Source organism: Pseudomonas wenzhouensis (genome assembly GCF_021029445.1).
Lineage (GTDB): Bacteria > Pseudomonadota > Gammaproteobacteria > Pseudomonadales > Pseudomonadaceae > Aquipseudomonas > Aquipseudomonas wenzhouensis.
Window position 1 is genome coordinate 1,989,721 of sequence record NZ_CP072610.1, and the last position, 18,213, is coordinate 2,007,933.

At 59.9% G+C, this 18,213-nt stretch carries 15 protein-coding genes and 1 pseudogene; 7 read left to right on the plus strand and 9 right to left on the minus strand.

Going from position 1 to position 18,213, the window contains the following annotated elements:
* Positions 1-75 precede the first annotated feature (75 nt).
* The 6 genes from J7655_RS09180 to J7655_RS09205 all read left to right on the plus strand — a co-directional run bounded on the left by J7655_RS09180 (position 76) and on the right by J7655_RS09205 (position 5,939).
* On the plus strand, positions 76-1,551 hold the full coding sequence (locus J7655_RS09180) for a flavin-containing monooxygenase (RefSeq protein ID WP_230927492.1): 1,476 nt from the start codon (positions 76-78) through the stop codon (positions 1,549-1,551).
* A complete protein-coding gene (locus J7655_RS09185; protein ID WP_230927493.1) occupies positions 1,535-2,464 on the plus strand; it encodes an alpha/beta hydrolase in 930 nt (309 codons plus the stop codon). Before J7655_RS09180 ends, J7655_RS09185 begins: the two co-directional genes overlap by 17 nt.
* Complete coding sequence (locus tag J7655_RS09190; RefSeq protein ID WP_230927494.1) at positions 2,464-3,225, plus strand: SDR family oxidoreductase; 762 nt, start codon at positions 2,464-2,466, stop codon at positions 3,223-3,225. The genes J7655_RS09185 and J7655_RS09190 overlap by 1 nt, the downstream gene beginning before the upstream one ends.
* A 313-nt stretch (positions 3,226-3,538) precedes the next feature.
* Positions 3,539-3,883, plus strand: coding sequence for a ribonuclease E inhibitor RraB (locus J7655_RS09195; RefSeq protein WP_230927495.1), 345 nt, complete (start codon positions 3,539-3,541; stop codon positions 3,881-3,883).
* 119 nt (positions 3,884-4,002) lie between these two features.
* Entirely contained in the window at positions 4,003-4,710 is a 708-nt protein-coding gene (locus tag J7655_RS09200) for a type 1 glutamine amidotransferase (protein ID WP_230927496.1), read from the plus strand.
* Positions 4,711-4,835: 125 nt separating this feature from the next.
* Positions 4,836-5,939 carry an IS110 family RNA-guided transposase gene (locus J7655_RS09205; RefSeq protein WP_230924828.1) on the plus strand — a complete coding sequence of 368 codons (1,104 nt, stop codon included), beginning with the start codon at positions 4,836-4,838 and terminating at the stop codon, positions 5,937-5,939.
* 333 nt (positions 5,940-6,272) lie between these two features.
* Here J7655_RS09205 and tnpC read toward each other — a convergent pair whose 3' ends face one another.
* The 4 genes from tnpC to J7655_RS09225 all read right to left on the minus strand — a co-directional run bounded on the left by tnpC (position 6,273) and on the right by J7655_RS09225 (position 9,353).
* Positions 6,273-7,820 carry an IS66 family transposase gene (gene tnpC / locus J7655_RS09210; protein ID WP_230927703.1) on the minus strand — a complete coding sequence of 516 codons (1,548 nt, stop codon included), beginning with the start codon at positions 7,818-7,820 and terminating at the stop codon, positions 6,273-6,275.
* Positions 7,821-7,901: 81 nt separating this feature from the next.
* Entirely contained in the window at positions 7,902-8,237 is a 336-nt protein-coding gene (tnpB, locus tag J7655_RS20990) for an IS66 family insertion sequence element accessory protein TnpB (RefSeq protein WP_034023023.1), read from the minus strand.
* Positions 8,234-8,566 (minus strand): IS66-like element accessory protein TnpA, encoded by a 333-nt coding sequence (gene tnpA / locus J7655_RS20995; protein WP_420850919.1) that lies wholly within the window; start codon positions 8,564-8,566, stop codon positions 8,234-8,236. The genes tnpB and tnpA overlap by 4 nt, the downstream gene beginning before the upstream one ends.
* Before the next feature lie 37 nt (positions 8,567-8,603).
* Positions 8,604-9,353, minus strand: coding sequence for an IS5 family transposase (locus J7655_RS09225; protein ID WP_181087221.1), 750 nt, complete (start codon positions 9,351-9,353; stop codon positions 8,604-8,606).
* 444 nt (positions 9,354-9,797) lie between these two features.
* Here J7655_RS09225 and J7655_RS09230 point away from each other — a divergent pair.
* A pseudogene (locus J7655_RS09230) lies at positions 9,798-9,958 on the plus strand (IS30 family transposase); the annotation flags it as partial.
* A 64-nt stretch (positions 9,959-10,022) separates the two neighbouring features.
* Here J7655_RS09230 and J7655_RS09235 read toward each other — a convergent pair.
* From J7655_RS09235 to J7655_RS09255, 5 genes are all read right to left on the minus strand, one after another.
* Positions 10,023-11,006 (minus strand): AraC-like ligand-binding domain-containing protein, encoded by a 984-nt coding sequence (locus J7655_RS09235; protein ID WP_230927497.1) that lies wholly within the window; start codon positions 11,004-11,006, stop codon positions 10,023-10,025.
* 96 nt (positions 11,007-11,102) lie between these two features.
* On the minus strand, positions 11,103-13,193 hold the full coding sequence (capA, locus tag J7655_RS09240; RefSeq protein WP_230927498.1) for a caprolactamase subunit alpha: 2,091 nt from the start codon (positions 13,191-13,193) through the stop codon (positions 11,103-11,105).
* A gap of 20 nt (positions 13,194-13,213) precedes the next feature.
* Positions 13,214-14,959, minus strand: coding sequence for a caprolactamase subunit beta (gene capB, locus J7655_RS09245; RefSeq protein WP_420850920.1), 1,746 nt, complete (start codon positions 14,957-14,959; stop codon positions 13,214-13,216).
* Positions 14,960-15,266: 307 nt separating this feature from the next.
* On the minus strand, positions 15,267-16,445 hold the full coding sequence (locus tag J7655_RS09250) for a porin (RefSeq protein WP_230927499.1): 1,179 nt from the start codon (positions 16,443-16,445) through the stop codon (positions 15,267-15,269).
* 134 nt (positions 16,446-16,579) lie between these two features.
* Positions 16,580-17,941: a purine-cytosine permease family protein gene (locus tag J7655_RS09255; RefSeq protein ID WP_230927500.1), complete on the minus strand. Its 1,362-nt coding sequence runs from the start codon at positions 17,939-17,941 to the stop codon at positions 16,580-16,582.
* Between the last annotated feature and the right edge of the window lie 272 nt (positions 17,942-18,213).

Here is an 18,213-nt window from a genome sequence, read left to right on the forward strand (position 1 = left end):
CCTGGCCGACTATGCCATAACCTGGCTGCTGCGAGACAAGTAGCATCGCTTCATCGTCATACACGGGTCATCACAATGAATAACAACCCCCGTACGAATGCGCCCTGGCGTGTGTTGATCATCGGCAATGGCTTTGCCGGTGTTGGCCTTGCCATGCAGTTGCGCAAGGCCGGTGAAGAAGACTTTCTGCTGCTGGAAAAAGCCGCCGAGGTCGGCGGTACCTGGCGCGACAACAGTTATCCGGGCGCTGCCTGCGACGTGCCTTCGCATCTGTATTCCTTTTCCTTCGAAGCCAAGCACGACTGGTCGCGCAAGTTCGCGCCGCAGGCGGAAATCCACGCCTATATCCTGCAGTGCGTAGACAAGTACCGCTTTCGTCCGCATATCCGCCTGAACAGCGAAGTGCTCGGTGCCGAATTCGATGCCGCGCGTGGTGTCTGGTGTGTCGAGCTGGCCGGGGGTGAAGTGATCGAGGCGCAGGCGTTGGTCAGCGCCTGCGGCCAGCTCAATCGACCGGCCTACCCGAAGCTGCCCGGCCTGGCGAACTTTCGTGGAGAGGCTTTTCACTCGGCGCGCTGGCGGCACGATATCGACTTGACGGGCAAGCGTGTGGCGGTGATCGGCACGGGGGCTTCGGCGATCCAGTTCGTGCCGCAGATCCAGCCCAGGGTCGCCAGCCTGAGCCTGTTCCAGCGTTCGGCGGCTTATGTGCTGGCCAAGCCAGACCGTGTCTATCGCCCGTGGGAGATTGCCCTGAAACAGCGTTTCCCGCTGTTGCTGCGTACCGAGCGGCTGCTGCAGTACCTGCATCACGAGGGGCGTGCCGTGGCCTTTATCCGCTTTCCTTGGCTGATGCGCCTGTTTCGTCACAGTTTCACCCGTCATCTGCGGCGGCAGATGCCCGATGCCCACAAGCGCGCACAGCTGCAGCCTTACTACCCCATGGGCTGCAAGCGCATCCTGATCAGCAACGACTACTTTCCGGCGCTGGCGCAGGCCAATGTCGAGATTGTCGAGTCGGCCATTCGTGAAATCCGTGAACACTCGCTGGTGAGCGCCGATGGCCGCGAGCATCTCTGCGACGTGCTGATCTACGGCACTGGCTTCACGGCCAGCGACTTTCTCGCGCCGATGCGTATTCGCGGCCTCGAGGGGCTGGAGCTGAACCAGGCCTGGAAGGAGGGCGCCGAGGCTTACAAAGGCATCAGTGTCAGCGGCTTTCCCAACCTGTTCCTGCTGTATGGGCCGAATACCAACCTTGGCCACAATTCCATTCTCTACATGCTGGAGAGCCAGTACGCCTACGTGCTGGGCTGCCTGCGGGCGTTGCGCGAGCAGGGGCTGCGTTATCTCGATCTACGCCCGGCCGTGCAGCGTCACTTTAACGATGACGTGCAGCGCGCGACCCAACGCACGATCTGGGCGCAGGGCTGCGACAGCTGGTATCAGACCGCTACCGGCAAGCACACCAACAACTGGCCGGGCTTTACCTTTACCTATCGCCTGATGACCCGTAGCCCGGAGCTTGCCGACTATGACTGCGTCCGCTGAATTCAAGGCCCCCACTGCCGAGCAGAGGCTGTTGCGCAGCCTGCTGCGGGGCTTTCTGCGCCTGTTCTTTCGCGGCCTGGTGCGTCCGCCGATGCCGGTAGCCGGGCAGCGCCGGATATTGCGTGTACTCACTGCCATCAACCTGACGCCGCGCGGCGTCAGCCGCAACAGCGCGACTCTGGCCGGGCGCCCTTGCGAGTGGCATCGCCCGCTCGTCAGCAGCGGCAGCGTACTGCTCTATCTGCATGGCGGCGCGTTCATGATCGGCGGGCCGGATACCCATCGCAGTATCTGCGCCAGCCTGGCCAAGCGTGCGGCCCTCGACGTCTGCGCGCTGGACTATCGCCTGGCCCCCGAGCATCCCTATCCGGCGGCGCGCGATGATGTGGTGGCGGCTTACCAGGCATTGCTGGAGGCCGGCTACAGGCCCGAACAGATCGCCATCGGTGGCGATTCGGCCGGCGGCAACCTGAGCCTCGTCGGTTGCCTGCAGATCGTCGAGCTCGGCCTGCTGCCGCCTGCCGCGCTGGTGTGCTTCTCGCCGGTCACCGATTTCACCGGTGAGCAGATGCATGAGCCGCCCGCCGGTGATCCGCTGCTCCACCCCAGCTGGATTGAGCAGGCCGCGCAGTTGTACTGCCCAGCCGACCTGCCGCGCAATGATCCGCGCCTATCGCCGCTGTTCGCTGATCTCAGCTGCCTGCCGCCAACGTTGATCCAGGTCGGCGAAGACGAATTGCTGCTGAACGACAGCCTGCGTCTGGCCGCGCGCGCCGAGGCAGCCGGTGCAGATGTGCGTCTGGAGCGTTACCCGGGGCTGTGGCACGTATTCCAGGCGCATGTCGGCATGCTGCGCGCGGCGGATCGCGCGCTCGAGCGCGTGGCTAGCTTTCTTCGTGAGCGGGGCATGTGATGTACAACATTCTTATCAGTGGCGCAGCGTCGGGCATTGGCGCTGCCACTGCACGCCTGTTTCACGCACGTGGCTGGCGCGTCGGCCTGCTCGACGTCGATCAACGGGCGCTGACAGCCTTGGCCGCCGAGCTGGACGGCGCCTGGCATGCGCCGCTGGATGTGGTCGATGGCGCAGCGGTGAAGGCCGTGCTGGCCAGCTTCTGCACGCAGAGCGGTGGCCAGTTGCGCCTGCTGTTCAATGGCGCAGGTATCCTGCGCACCGGCGCCTTCGCCGATATCGAGCAGGAGCAGCATGCGCGCCTGGTACAGATCAACGTGCTCGGCGTGCTCAACCTTTGCCATGCGGCCTATCCCTATCTCAAGGTCACGCCGCAGGCGCAGGTGATCAATATGGGGTCGGCTTCGGGGCTTTACGGGGTACCGCAACTGGCCAGCTATTCAGCCAGCAAGTTCGCCGTGCGTGGGCTGACCGAGGCGCTGGAGCTGGAGTGGCGCGAGCATGGCATCCTTGTCGGTGACCTGATGCCGCCCTTCGTCGACACGCCGATGGTCCGCAGTCAGGCGCAGCGTCCGCCGGTGATGCGTCGCCTGGGCGTACGCCTGGAAGCCGAGCAGATCGCCGAAGCGGCCTGGCAGCAAGCTCATGCCAGTAAGGTACATCGTCCCGTAGGCATGCAATTCTGGCTGCTGCACACGCTCGGGCAGATCACCCCAGGCTGGATCAATCGGTTGCTCATGGCCTGGCTCAGCCGCCCATGACTTCAGGCGCTGCTTGCAGACGGGCCAATGGCCGCTGGTCGCCGGCTTTGTCACAAGGCCTTTCTGCATAGCGCGCATCTCTCGCACAGCGGCTATTCTACGGATGACGGTTTCAGTTCGGCGTTCTGCCGGACAGTCGTCGATACGCTTGCAGTAGACACATCGAGCACCCGCTCGATTCTCGGGGCGGCGCCAAAGGGGGCTTTGAAACGCAGGTCGTTTCAGGGGTTCCCGCCAGGCGCCGCGACACCGTCCTTGGGGCGGTCGCATTGGGAAAGCGGTTAATCCATCCATAGCCTGAGAGGGGTCGTTTATGAGCACAGCCTTCCACGAAGACTCCAGCACCCTGGTGTTGCGTCGCATGAAAGAAGGGGGATTCGACTTCGCCCAGTTTCACCCGATCGAGTTCTACGCCATCTTTCCTGACGAAGAACGGGCCAGGCTGGCCGCCAGAAACTTTCGCGGCGAGTCGCTCAACGCCCAGATATCCGCCCGTGAGGACGGCATCTGGCACCTGCAAATCAGCAAAGTGATGTACGCCACCCATGCCGGTATCGGCGAGTTCGAACATGACCTGGAATCCATCGTCGTCCCGCTGGGCGGCAAGATGGACGGCTGGGGCGTTACCCAGGAGGTGAAAGCGTCAGCCATGCTTTAGGGACTGCTGTTGCGTCCATTAGCTCAGACCATCGGCCGGCCAGCCGGCCGATGGCTTCAATTCCCAGCCCATCTCGACTTGCCCATCCTTCTCGCGCAGACTGCGCGGCGGAGGTACGTATGGCCGATGTTCTGATCCTGACGCATATCGATTATTGCCCGCCCGCTCACCTGGCGCAGGTGCTGCAGACGCGTGGCTGCAGTTTCGACGTGCTGCGCGTCGACCTGGGTGAACTGCACGGTTACGACCTGGCGCGGCCCAAGGCAGTTGCCGTGATGGGCGGGCCGATGAGCGTCAACGACCCGCTGCCCTGGATCGCCGAGGAAGTGGCGGCGCTGCAGCATTTTATCGCGCGCGACATACCCATCATCGGCCACTGCCTGGGCGGCCAACTGCTGGCCAAGGCGCTGGGCGCCAGCATCCGCCGCATGCCTTACACCGAGGCCGGTTGGCAGCGCATGCAGCGCCGTTCAGAGGCAACGGACAGTCCCTGGCTGGCGCATCTGCCCGAGTCGTTCAGCATCTTCCAGTGGCATGGCGACACCTTTGCCCTGCCTGACGGCGCCCAGCCGCTGCTGAGCAGCCACTGGTGCGACAACCAGGCCTTCGCCTGGGGTGACAGGGTACTGGCGTTGCAAGGGCATCCGGAGATGACTGAGGAGTTGATCGCGCTCTGGCTCGACCACTGGGCACACCTGCTCGATGCCAGCCAGCCCAGCCAGCAACGTATCGACGAGATGCGCGAAGGCCTGAGCGAGAAGGTCAGGGCACTGAACCAGGTGGCCGAGGGTTTCTACACGCATTGGCTGAAACTGGCTGGACTTTGATCCCCATTCGAGGCGCGGCTTCTATGGTTGGACTGCTATGCAGTAATTACATGGACTCGCCCACGCCGAGGCGTCAATGCGCCACGGTGGCAGTCTAAGAAGCCAACGGCAGCGAGGGCGAGTCCATGAAAAAGCATACAGCAACTAATCAATCCCAGGCCTTAAACGATCTATCGGCCTGCACGACAGTGGCAGTCGATCTTGCCAAGCGGGTCTTTCAGGTGGCGGGAGAAGACGTTCTTGGTCAGGTGCGTTACGAGGCGCGGATCAAGTCGCGTGAGGCGTTCTACGAGTTTCTGTGCAAGTTGCCGCCGAGTGTCGTCGTGCTGGTTGAAACTGGCCCAGGTGCTCAGGCGTGGGCACGGCAGCTACAGGGGCAAGGCAACCTGGCGCGGATTCTTCCGGCTCGTCTCGTCGAGGGTCACCGCAGCGGTGCGAAGAATGATCGTAACGATGCCCTGTCGATCTTGCGCGCCGGTCGCGATAGCAAGATTTCAGCCGTGCCCATCAAAAGCGCTGCCTCGCTGGCCATGCAGGCGCTGCATCGCGCTCGGCAGGGTTATGTGCGTCGGCGTACGGCGATGAGTAATCAGATGCGCGGTTTGCTGCTGGAGCACGGCGTGGCTCTGGCGCAAGGCGATGCGGCTATCAGCCACGTGATACCGAGGGTGCTGGAAGATGCAACGCAGCCACTGCCGGAGATACTGCGGGAGTTGATCGACGAATTGCTGGGTGAATGGCGGCAATTGGGCGAACGCATCAACGTCTTGAGCGGGCGCTTGGAAGCTGCTGCGAACGCGGACAAGACCGCGAAACGACTGATGACGGTGCGCGGAGTCGGCCCGATCATCGCCACCGCGCTGCTGGCCAAGCAAACCGAACCTGAACGTTTCGCCAATGCCCGCTTATATGCGGCTTACTTCGGCATGGTGCCTGATCAGCACAGCAGCGGAGAAAAGATCCGCCTGGGCAAGATGAGCAAGCGAGGCGATGGCTACATGCGCAGCCTGATGATCCAGGGCGCGCATGCGGTCCTCCGACAACTACGGCCTGATTCGCAGCAACCGGATGATCGCCGCTTGCTGGGCTGGCTGAGTCGCCTGGGGCGCAAAGAGGCGGCGGTGAGGTTAGCCAACCGCAACCTACGGATCGCCTGGGTGCTGCTACAGAATGAACAGACTTATCAACGCCAGCCAGTTAATGACAGGCAGGCGGAAATGAGTCACTGATCCACCGAGTTCTGCCACCGGGGCGCGAAGTCGCTCCAACCTCTGCTAGAAAACATTGACCCCAGGTAAGACCGTTGCGGATTGATGCCTTGGCTCCTACTGGCCTTCGAGGTCTGAATGTAATAGGCATACCGCAAGCTCACACAATGTTGGCCAGAAGCTGATGACAGCTTCCTCGAATAGGCCTGATACATAGATGCAGCCGGGTAGCAGTGTTGAAAAGCAGGTTTGACAGTGGGGGCGAGTCCATACATAGGAGCCCCGCCCTGGGGCGAGGCCTTTGCGGCGCCAGGATCTAGAGTCGTATGCGTCTGGGCATCCCGTCTTGCGCAACTAAACCAGTCGCCACCTATGCGGCAGCAGCTCCGCAATCTCACTTGCCCGCTGCGTCGGCAGGCGCGTGAGGACGTCCTTCAAATAGGCGTACGGGTCATGCCCGTTGAGTCGAGCTGACTGGATCAAACTCATGATCGCCGCTGCCCGTTTACCGCTGCGCAGTGAACCTGCAAAGAGCCAGTTCTTGCGCCCCAACGCCCATGGCCGGATCTGGTTCTCTGCCCAATTATTGTCAATGGGTACGGCGCCGTCATCGAGATAGCGCGACAGCGCCGTCCAGCGTTTGAGGCTGTAATCCAATGCTTTGCTGATGGCCGAGCCATCGTGCACAAGTAGGCGCTGGGTGATCATCCAGGCATGCAAAGCGTCCATCACCGGTACGGCTTTCTCTTGTCGTATTCGGCGGCGTAAATCCGGTTCTAGGTCGCGGACTTCATGCTCGATTTCGTACAGCAGCTGGATGTACCTCAAGGCCTGCTCGGCAAGCTGGCTTTTATTGGTGGCGTGTAGCTCGAAGAATTTGCGCCGGGCGTGGGCCATGCAGCCGATCTCGGTGACACCTTGCTCGAAGCTGGCCTTGTAGCCTGCGAAGTCGTCGCAGACCAGATTGCCATTCCACTGACCAAGAAAATTGCGCGCATGCTCGCCGGCACGGCTGGGACTGAAGTCGTACACCACGGCCTTCAGATCGGCGAAGGGTGTGGTGCTGTAGGCCCAGACGTAAGCCCGATGGGTTTTCTTCTCGCCTGGGGTGAGCATTTGCACCGGGGTTTCGTCAGCGTGGATCACGCGTTGGCCCAGCACGGCTTCGCGCAGGGCATCGACTAGCGGCTGGAGCTGCACGCCGGTTTGTCCGACCCACTGCGCCAGTGTCGAGCGAGCGATGGCCAGGCCGGCACGGCCAAAGATTTTCTCTTGCCGATATAGTGGCAAGTGGTCGGCGAATTTGGCCACCATCACGTGAGCCAGAAGGCCGGCGGTTGGGATGCCCTTGTCTATCACCTGAGCCGGAACCGGTGCCTGGATCAGGGTTTCGCACTGATCGCAGACCCATTTGCCACGGATGTGCCGCTCAACGGTGAACACGCCCGGTGTGTAGTCGAGTTTCTCGCTGACATCCTCACCGATACGCTTGAGCGCGCAACCGCACTGGCAGTGGCTGTTATCGGGTTCATGGTGGATCAGAGTGCGTGGAAACTGTGGCGGCAAGGCGGTGCGCTTAGGTTTTTGCCGAACCTCAGTCGAAGCGGGAGCAGGTTTCAGCGCTTCAAGTTCTGCTTCGATGGCCGCAATGTCGGTGTCGACCAGGTCATCAAGCAGACTGACTTGATCCGGGCTCAATTGCTCGCTGCGCTTGGCAAACTTGCAGCGCTTGAGCTGTGCAATCTCGTGGGTCAGCTTTTCGATAAGCGTTTGGTCGCGGTGGATCTTCTTGCCCATTGTCTCGACTTTCTGATCGAGACTCTCGACACGTTGCATCAACTGCGCCGCCAGAGCGCGCAGTTGTTCAGGGGTCAGTTGGTCTAGATTGGGCAGCGAAGTCATGCCGCCGATTTTGCCCGAGCAGGCTAAACCCGACGAGAGGCTCATCGGACAATTGCACGGTCAGGCAGGCCATGGCAGGCATCACAGAATAGAAATTGCGCTATCCGGGCCAAGTCGTTGCCAGGGTAAACCCAGCACCAGGGCGTGTAGTTGTTCGGCACCCAATTCCATCTGAGAGCCGTGTCGAGAACCGGGCCAGAAGAACTTGCCTTGATGCAGGCGCCGCGCCGCCAACCAAATACCCAACCCGTCGTGCACCAGCACTTTCATCCGATTGGCGCGGCGATTGGCAAACAGATAAGCACAGTGCGGCTGCGCCGCACCGAACACCGCCACCACCCGCGCCATTGCGGTGTCGGTGCCAGCACGCATGTCCATCGGCTCGGTGGCAAGCCAGATGGAGTCGATGCGGATCATCGCAGCAGATCTCGCAGAAAGGTCGCGCAGGCAGCGGCGCTTTCGGTCGGCCAGTTCACTTTGATGGTACCGCGCGGGTGTGGGATTTCCAGACAGATAGTCGATGACGCGGAGTCCGACTTTGCCCCGATAGCCTGCAAAGACAGAGGAATGAAAGCAGGTTGCAGCGCCATGGCTTTCTGCGTGTGCACTCGGATCCATTTATGGACGAGGTTTGCGTTGAGGCTGTGGCTCAGCGCAACGCTGGCAATCGAGGCCCCGGGCTGGGCGCACTCTTGAATAATCTGGGCCTTGAAGGATCTGGAGTAGGAACGGCGTTGTGGCTGCATGAAAGACCCGCTTAAAAGGCTAGGGTCTGTTGCCGTTTCACATGGGTAACCAGAGAAAGGCACAGGCCATGGCCACGACGCTTTCGTAATTTCTCTTGAGTTTGTCGAACCGAGATGCCACAGCCCGGTAGTGCTTTAGCCGGGCGAAGGCGTTCTCCACCAAGTGCCGATTGCGGTAAAGACCTCTGTCCAGATCCGCGTTGCCTTTCACGGAGTTACGCCTTCTCGGGATCACGGCCTTGGCCCCTTGTTGCTCAATCTGCTCCCGAACTCTCTCGCTGTCATAGCCCTTATCCGCGACGATGGTTTCTGCCTCCGGGAGCTTGGCAATCAATGCGGGAGCCTGGGTGCAATCATTGATTTGACCGCCCGTAATTTCAAACTCGATGGGCAGTCCATGAGCATCAACTGCCAGGTGAATCTTGCTGGTATTGCCAGCTCGACTTTTTCCTATGGCCTCATCGTTGCCACTGGCAGCACCTGCACTGTGCTGGTGAGCCTTGGCATAGCTGCCATCAATGAACACCCATTCCATGTCAGGCTGCGCCACAAGCACCTTGAAAACCTTGAGCCATTTTCCAGTTGCGGACCACGCATTGAAGCGTTTGTAGACCTTATTCCAGTTCCCGAACGCCTTGGGTAGATCTCTCCAGGGGCATCCCGTACGCATGCGGTACAGCATGCCCTCCACGGTCATTCGTAGATCACGCTTGTTGTAGATGGCCTTGTGCAGCAGAATTTCCCGCAGCTTCGACCAATGCTCATCACTGAGCAGTAATCGGGGCATTGCAAACTCGTATCGATGTTGGGTCAGAGCTTCAAAGATACGAGTTTGCTCATATATATCAATTGGTTAGCACGAAACGGCAACAGACCCTAGAAATGGTGTCCACTTAAATCAGGTGGACACCATCGCCTTTGGCGTCGGGGCAGGAAGGTGTGTTGGCCGGACGGATACCTAGAGTCGTCAGCGCTAGTGTCTCCGGTTACTACGGCCCCCAATAATTGAAGTAGTAGATATTGCCGGGTCTGATCTCGATATCGATCTCCCCGCCGCACTGGATCGTACGCGTCCCCGGCATGACTTCCCCAGCCTCGTGAAGCCGGTGAGGCCAGCGATTGCCATCTACCGAGAGCGACCCGCAGCCACCACCGTTATCGTGTTCAATCACCAGGTAGGTCTTGCCATCCGTGGATGGCTTGTAGCGGCCTCTGAACTCATAAGTGGCGTCCGCATCGCTGTCCTCGGTATCGCGGCAGCAACGAAAACATAAATGGCCTGTTCCGCCAGTATCTGCCCAAGGGCACAGATGCATTACAACAGAACAAACGGCCGCGTAAGCACTTGACTTCAAGTGCCTCATCGAAGGTAAGAGTGAGCTGATGCAGTAGGCCATGGCTAAGCGGCATGATGCTTCAGATTCAACTCAAGTTCAGCACGGAAGGGGCAATAGTACTAAGTTGCTTTTGGTGTAGCGTGCTTTCTAGCCGAAATGCTTGCTCGCACTTCACTTGCCGTGCATCCAAAATGCTTGCGGAAGCTGCGAGTGAACTGGGCCTGATCGCTAAAGCCCAATTGCAGGGCTAAATCACCAATCGAAAAATGGCATTGCGGATCATGTAGGCGGCGGTAGATGGCCTCAAGGCGCTGTAAGCGAATCCACTCCCCCAGGCTGTACGGCGTGCTTGTGAAGAGTTTGTGTACATAACGTACTGAAAGCCCACAGGCGCTGGCTACCTGTTGCGGGCTGAGGTCGGGCGAACACAGATTTTGCTCAACATAGTGTTCGATACGCTGAAGGTGCAGGGCGGCCAGGTTCGAGCTTTCGCTGTTAAGTACCCGCTCATCTTGCCTTAGGGCCATCAGCAGTGTTGAAAGCGCCTGTTCCAGCAACATATGACGAGCCGCTTGGTCGCATTCGTCAAAGCGTGCAGCACACATCGCCAGCTGGTCGACAAAGATTCGCCCCAGGCTTCTTTTGGCGTCAAAGCAGAAGCGCGTGTAGCGTTCTGCCCCGCGCAGTTGTCCATGCAATGCACGCTCGGGAAGTTTGAATACCCAGAGGTCGTTATCGCTGGTGTAGTGGAAGCGATAGGGCGCGTCACCCCGTTCGAAAATAAAGCCACCCGGCTGGCAGTGCAGTTCACGGCCATCCTGTTCAAAGTGCACTTCGGTGCGCCTTGGAACCGTGACCAGATAGCAGGCCTCATGGTCATTGCTGACCTGGGCCTTGCTACGCGAATAGCCGAGCTGACTGGAGCGCAGGCGTGAGAGCGTCAGGGCTGTGCTATTGGTTTCCCAGATCTGCAGGCTGCCACTGAACGACGTATTGGGCGCAAATTCCAGCGAAAGCGGGAAGTAGGTACGGCGGATGACTTCTGCCCAACGCGGTTGGCGTTCGTTATCAGGCCAATAGCGGGTGGAGAGTTGATGTGCCATGGCCAGTCCTCGTCTGTTGTTATTGTGAGGACAGCGCCGAGCCTTAATGGGCTCGGCGCCGCTGTTTTGCCATCATTTCCCAGTGCTTAGACGGGGTCAATCACCGGGTGTCAGCCTATAGGTTGCCGAGGGCTCCAGGGTTGCGCGCCAGCCAGGCGGAACGACGATGTTGGTCGTCGGCTCTTCAATCACGCAGGGCCCCTGAATGCTTTGCCCGGCACGCAACCGATCACCGTTGTAGACCGGGGTGTCCTGCCACGGGGCGTCAGCACTGAACAACATGGGCCTGTGGCCTTCAGGCGCCGCTTCACAGGTCAGTGCTGGAACTTCCAGCTCAGGTAGGGGCGGTCGTTGCAAGCGGGCAATAACCGAGCATTCGAGGTTGACAAGTTCAACCGGGCTATCCGGTTCGCTGTACGAGAACAGCGCTTTATGCCGCTGATGGAAGGCTTCGCGCAGTGCCGCCAGGCTGTTGCGGTCCAGTTGCTCACAGCTCAGCTCGACGTTGCATTCATGGATCTGGCCGAGATAACGAATTTCCAGGGTGTACTGGCAGTCCACCTGGTTGCCGGTGCTGAAACCATCATCACGCAGATTTGCCAAGCCGCGCTCACGCAGGTCATGCAGGGTCTTGTTCAGCAGCTCAAGATCGACATGGGCGTCATCGAGCAGCATCGGCAGAGTCGTCAGCTGATCGTAGCGGATATCCGAAAGAATTTGTCCGAAGGCACATAGGCCGGAAGCCACCTTGGGGATCAGGACGACTTTGCTGCCGATTTCTTCAGCCAGGCGCATCACGTGCATGCCGGCGGCGCCACCGGCACCGATCAGGGCGAAGTCTCGCGGGTCATAGCCACGCTCAACGGAAACCCGACGGATGCCGCTGACCATGTTCAGGTTAACCAGGGTGATGATGCCAATTGCCGCTCGCTCGACACTGATACCCAGTGGTTCGGCAATTTTGCTGCGAATGGCATCAATCGCGGCTTTGCGGTCGAGGCGGATACTGCCACCGAGCAGGGCACCGTCAGGCAGGTAGCCAAGCGCCAGATTGGCGTCGGTGACGGTCGGCTCTGTACCGCCTTTGCCATAGCAAACCGGGCCGGGTGTCGCCCCGGCACTGCGTGGGCCGACCTGAAGCATGCCGAAGTCGTCCAAATGCGCAATTGAGCCGCCCCCCGCACCGAGTGTCTCCACTTGGATCATCGGCACACCGATGCGATAGCGCAGGAAATCGCTGTCCTTGCTGAAGTTGGTGCGTCCGCCCTTGCTCAGGGTGATGTCGAACGAGGTGCCGCCCATGTCCACGGTGATGACGTTATCGATACCGAATGGCTGCGCCACGCACAGGCCTGCTTGTGGTGCGGAGGCGGGGCCGGAGTTGATCGCGTTGACCGCGCGCGTGCGCATCACCACACCCGGCGCCAAACCGCCGTTGGATTGGAAGTAACGCGTGGGTTGCTGCGCGCCCAGCTCAACGAACAGCGAGTCGATGCGCTCGATATAGCGAGCCATTACCGGGCTCAGGTAGGCGTTGACCACGGCCGTCGAGGTGCGCGTGTACTCACGTATCTGCGGGAATATCTCGTGGCCACAGCAAACAAAAACGTCTGGCAGTGCCGCACGTACCAGGGCCATTGCGCGTTGTTCATGGCGGGGGTTGCGTACTGACCAGACAAAGGAAATGGCGACCGCTTCAACCGCTTGTTCGCGGAAGTAATCGATGGCCGCCATGATGGCGGCTTCGTCCAGCTCGCTGTGTTCGGATCCATCGCTGAGGATGCGCCCACCGATAGGGCGGCGCAGGTGGCGCGGTACCAGCATATGAGCCGGTGGGTAAGTGGCGTCATAGCGGTGGCCGTCTTCTTTATGGCCCAGGCGGATTTCAAGGCTGTCCTCATGGCCGGCGGTGCACAGCAGGCCAACCTTGACCCCGGTCTTTTCGATCAGGGCGTTGAGCGCCACCGTGGTGCCATTGATGCACAGATCGCAGTCGGCAATGATTTCAGCCGGGCTGCGGCCGATGGCATCGGCGATCTGAGCCAGGCCATTGCGGATTGCCAGCGTGCCATCGTGCGGGGTGGAGGGGGCCTTGAACAGCTGCACATTGCCACTGCGATCAGCGAGGATGAAATCGGTAAAGGTGCCGCCAGCATCGATGCCCAGGCGATATTGTTGTTTAGTCATGCTCTTATCCTCTGCTGTGCTCACTGCGCCGTGCGCAGGACGTGGGTGGCGAGTTCATCAAAACGGCCCTGGCTGTCGATGACCACGCCGTACTCCAGGCGAGCGCCTTCGTGTGAAACCAGCCCGTTGCGCACATCATTGAGTACCGCAGCAACCGGTCGTCGCAGTGGGTTGCCATAGCCACCACCGCCCGGGTTGATGTTGATAACCCGCTCGCCCGGTTGCGCGGTGAGCATGGTGTTCTGGATGAAGTGGCTTTCTTCGCCATCGGCACGCTGGTGAATCAGACGGCCAAGTTTGGGTTCAATCAGGGTGTTCTTGGCACCGGCAGCACCGGCGGCCGGGAGTTGGCGACCTTCACCGAAGCCCACCACAGTCATGGCATGTTGCAGCGGTTCAATTTCCAGCCGGGTACCGGAGCCACCGCGGTATTCGCCGGCACCGCCGCTGTCGGCCATCAGGCTGTAGCGATGGATCAGGATGGGGTAGGAGTACTCAAGCAGTTCGATATCCCCGGACATCAGCGCCCCGAAGCAGCACAGCGGACCACAGGCCGGCCAGCCATCCATGCCCTTGTTGGCACCGGCGCCGGAGATGATCGAGGCGAGCACCATGGTCACGTATTCTTGATTGCCGTTGCGCGGGTCGTGACCGGCGATGTTGATGCCGCTTGCATGGCCCCAGGATGCCGTGACCCGTTCCGGTGCTGCCTGTTCCAGTGCCTGGCGCACGGCGTCGGCGAGGGTTTCCATCGGTGTTGTGGTGCTGTTGACATGCGGCGCTGGCTCTTGGGCATTGCACAGCGTACCGGGTTGGCCTAGGTCAACCGTGACACAGCGGTACAGGCCTTCGTTATACGGCGGCGGCACCTGGGCGAACATCATCAGGCCCAGATAAACACCGGAAACGGAGTTGCCCTCATAGGAGTTGATAAAGTAGGGCACCTGAGGCGGGCTTTCGATTAGCACATGGGCTTCATCACCCCGGATCTCGACACGCGCCGTGATCGCCAACTCGCCCAGGCCATGCCCGGAGTCTTCGAGAACGGCGGTGCCTGAGTAGAAGCCGTCCGGTACTTCGCGCAGTAGGGCACGCATATGGCGGTCGGCCATGTCCTTCAGCTCGCTGATGCAGGCGCGGACCTGCTCAACGCCATAGCGGTCGAGCAGCTCGATCAGGTGGCGTTCACCCACGCTGCAGGCACCGTACTGGGCATTCAGATCGCCTTCCTGATAAGCACGCGCCCGCATGTTGGTCAGCAGCAGGTTGACCACGTCCTCGCGGCGCTTGCCCTGCGACCACAACTTGACCGGCGGAATACGCAGACCTTCAGCGTAGATTTCCTTGGCATCCGGGTTGTAACCTGCAGGCACAGGGCCGCCGATATCCGTCAGGTGGCCCTTGCAGACGGTCCAGAATACCAACTCGCCTTTGTAAAAAACGGGCTTGTACATGCAGCAGTCGAGGATGTGACTGCCTTTATAGGCGGGGTCGTTGTGATAGATGACGTCACCTTCGGCAATGTCATCGCCGAAGAAGCCGGCCACACATTTCATGGCTGGAATCAGCGAGCCAAGGTGAATGGGGATGTCTTGGCCCTGCAGGATCATTTCCGGCAGATGGTCAAACAGTGCATTGGAGTAGTCGTGGGCGAGGTTGAACACGCTCGAACGACTGGTCTTCTCCAGCGTCAGGGTCATTTCTCGCTGGGCGGTTTCGAGTGCACCGCGCACGACTGCCAGGGTGATCGGATCTACTGTGCTCATGGGTCACCACAAATCTTGTTTTTGTCCGTGTGAGGGCCGTGACGGATGTCTTGCCCACGCCGCTAAAACTACGCCGCGCGGGCATTACTGGCTTGTCGCCTGGCGCACTGTTTATTGCTGTGTGGTGCACTGATCCGGCGGGGTGACGATGATGAAAGCGGGGGCCTGTGGCGTGCTGGCTGATCTGCGCTGCAGCCGTGGCAAGCATTGGAGCCAAGCGCTTTTATTGGCGGCGGCAACATAAAAAAGCCAGCGCGAGGCTGGCCAAAACAGGAGCATCAGGAGGCATGAATGCCGGTCAATGGCCTCAGAAGTAGTAACCGATGTTGGCGTACAGCTGGTTTTCCCAACGGTCGCTGCCGCCTTCACCGAGGCTCTGGGTGTAACTTCCGCCACCGATGTAGGGATCGTGTTTGCCATGCAGCCACTCGACGGCGATCCACAGGTCTTTCACCGAGAAGGACGTACCGAGAATGAAGCGTTGGGAGTCCTCAAAGCGGGCTTTGTCCTTGTCGAAGAGGCTGTAGTTGCCATAGACCTTAACGCCGGAGACCCAGCCGAAGTTGCCGGCAATGTCGTAGCTCAGGTCGGCCACATACAAGTTGCCCTTGGCCGCTACGTTAAAGGTGCCGTCGAAACTGCCAAAGCTAACCAGATCGTCACGGCCAGGATTGTCCGGCGACATCACTTGCCGGGTGGCCTGGAGTTGAATGCCCCACGGTCCGTTTTTGCCCATGTAGTGCGCCGCTAAGGCATTGCGTCGACCGCTGTCGCGGGTGTCCTGGTTTTCAAGTGTGGAACTCAGCAATGACGCGCCGATCTCCGATTGCCAGGGACCCAGGGCCACGTTGTGGGCCAGGCGCGCCACAAAAATGTCGTGCTCGTGGTTGTCGCTGCCATCGACCACATAGTCGTCGGCGGTGGCCACGCTGGTCGAGTAGGTGCGGCCGCCACGACTGGTTCCCTGGCCCTGATCGGCCGGGCTCAGGTAGTAGCCGAGTTGCAGATTCCAGTCATCCTGCTGGTGGATGTATTTGACCCCCAGATTCTGGATGTCCTCGATACCGATTACGTTGCCCAGCGACTGAAAAAAGGTACTGCCGATATAGGGTTGCAGGCCGAAGGGAATCTTGTTCAAGCCAGCATGAATTTCACCTGCCGCATCGAACTTGTAGCCAACCCATGCGTACTCGGCGAAGGAGATATCACCCACCTCCTGCGTGTACTGGTAAGGATAGGCATCGCCGTAGAAACGGTATTTGGCGGCGCCTATCCAGCTGTCTGAGGTGTAGGTCGCGGTGATGAACGCCGTATCGAAACTGAGCTTGTCGATGTTGCGATCAGGATCGATATCAACGCGGGCGCGTACCGCGCCCCCGATATCCAGGTTGTCGTTGATGGCAACAGCACCTGCCGGCAGTGCGATGCTGGCGACCAGCGGCAGGGCAGTCATGATCAGGAAGGGGCGGGCGTTGCGTGTGGTCATGGGGCGACTCCTTTGCATTATTTGTGTTGTTTTTTGCAATGCAGCGGCAAACCGCGGCACCTGCCGAGGTCTGGGCTCAATCGCTGTGTTCAGGGAGAAGGCCACCGGCTAAGCCGGTGGCAGAGACGGCGAAGTCAGCTGCAATGAGGACTCAGAAACCAGCTGCGTTTTGCATTGCCCAGCAGTAGCCAGTAAGCGGCAAAGGCACTGATAAAGGTCACAGGGGCTGAGTAGGAGGCCAAGGCCGCTCCGTTGAGATTGAGCAGCGCAATGCCAAGGCCGGCGGCAAAAAACCATGCAGACAGGCCGCAGAAGTTGAACGAGGCAACACGGTCGCTCTGGTATTCCAGTTTGCCGTCGAACAGTTGCTCGTATTTGGGCGAGAAAATGTGCGCCAGTGCGATAGCGACCCAGGCCACGACAAAGATGCTCTGGTACGCCAGCGCTTGCAGGATGTAGCTGAATACATTGAGCAGCATCAGCGCATAGACCACGACGCCCACGACAACCGCCCACATCACATAAGGCACGCTGGCCAGGCCAAAGCGGCTGAAAAATGCCTGCATATTGCTGGCGGCCAAGAAGAAGTTGGCGGTATTGATTCGCGTCTGGCTGACCCAGACGAACAGCAGACCCCAAACCCCCATAAGCTCGACGATGGCCAGCACCACCGAAACTTCCGATAGACCGCCCTGAGTGGGAATGGTCGCCGCCAGGAAAATCCCGACCAGCCCGTTGACCAGAAAGGTAAAGACGTAAAACGGCAAACCGAAGTTGAAGGTGGCGTGGTAGCGGGCATCTTCCTGGCGGCCAAAACGGGCGTAGTCCCAGGTGTACATCATGAGAATCCACACGCCCATGAAATAGGTGAAGCAATCCCACCAGCCATTGCTGACAGGGCCGCTCTCGGGTCCCATCTCCAGCCAGGCATTGCTGTAGCCGTACTCCCCGACAGCCATGATGACCACGGCAACCAGGCCTACAAGATAAAGCGGTAGCAGTACGCCGTTGAACTTGTCCAGCCAGGTTTGCACGCTGCCAAACACCAGGGGCACGCTGTACAGCACCACCAGGAAATAGGCCTGGCCGAGGCTTAAGCCGGAGAAGTAGTTCTGGATGGCAATGGCAATGACCGAGCCCTCGAACACGCTGTAGTAAATGGCGGTGGCGAAAAAGATCAGGGTGGCCAGTGCGGCCCCCGTTTTGCCGAATAAGACGCGGGAAAACAGGGCTACTGACAGCCCGGTCTTGATGGCATAGCGGGCAATGACGCCATTGATGGCGGCGTAAGTGACCACCGAGAGTAGCAAGCCAATAATGGCGTTCTGCGTGCCAAAGTTCATGGCCAGGGTGGCGGACACCACCAGCCAGAACATGGCGCTGCACAGTGCCCACCAGGCCATGGTGAGTGAGCCTTTGCTCATGCGTTGAGTGGCGGGAACCGCCACGAGGGCACAGTCGGCAGTTTCGCCTTGTTTCTTGATATTTGCGGCCATGACTCTTCTCTTGTTGTTGTGGGAGAGATTGGAGTCATGATCCTAGGGCGGGCCTTGCCTAAAAAATTGCAGCTGGCGGCCCCGTTTTTTGTCATCCAGTGAACTCGGTTTGAGCGCCGATGCACGGAGACAAACCGGCCCTGTTCAGCCGCTGGTGGCTGCATCATGTGCGCCCGGCGCGGAGCTTTCCGGCCATAAAAAATGCGGCTCACGTTCGCCGTGGCCGCATTTTCAGTGCTGAAGCAGAGTCGGTAAGCGGTTTACCAATACCG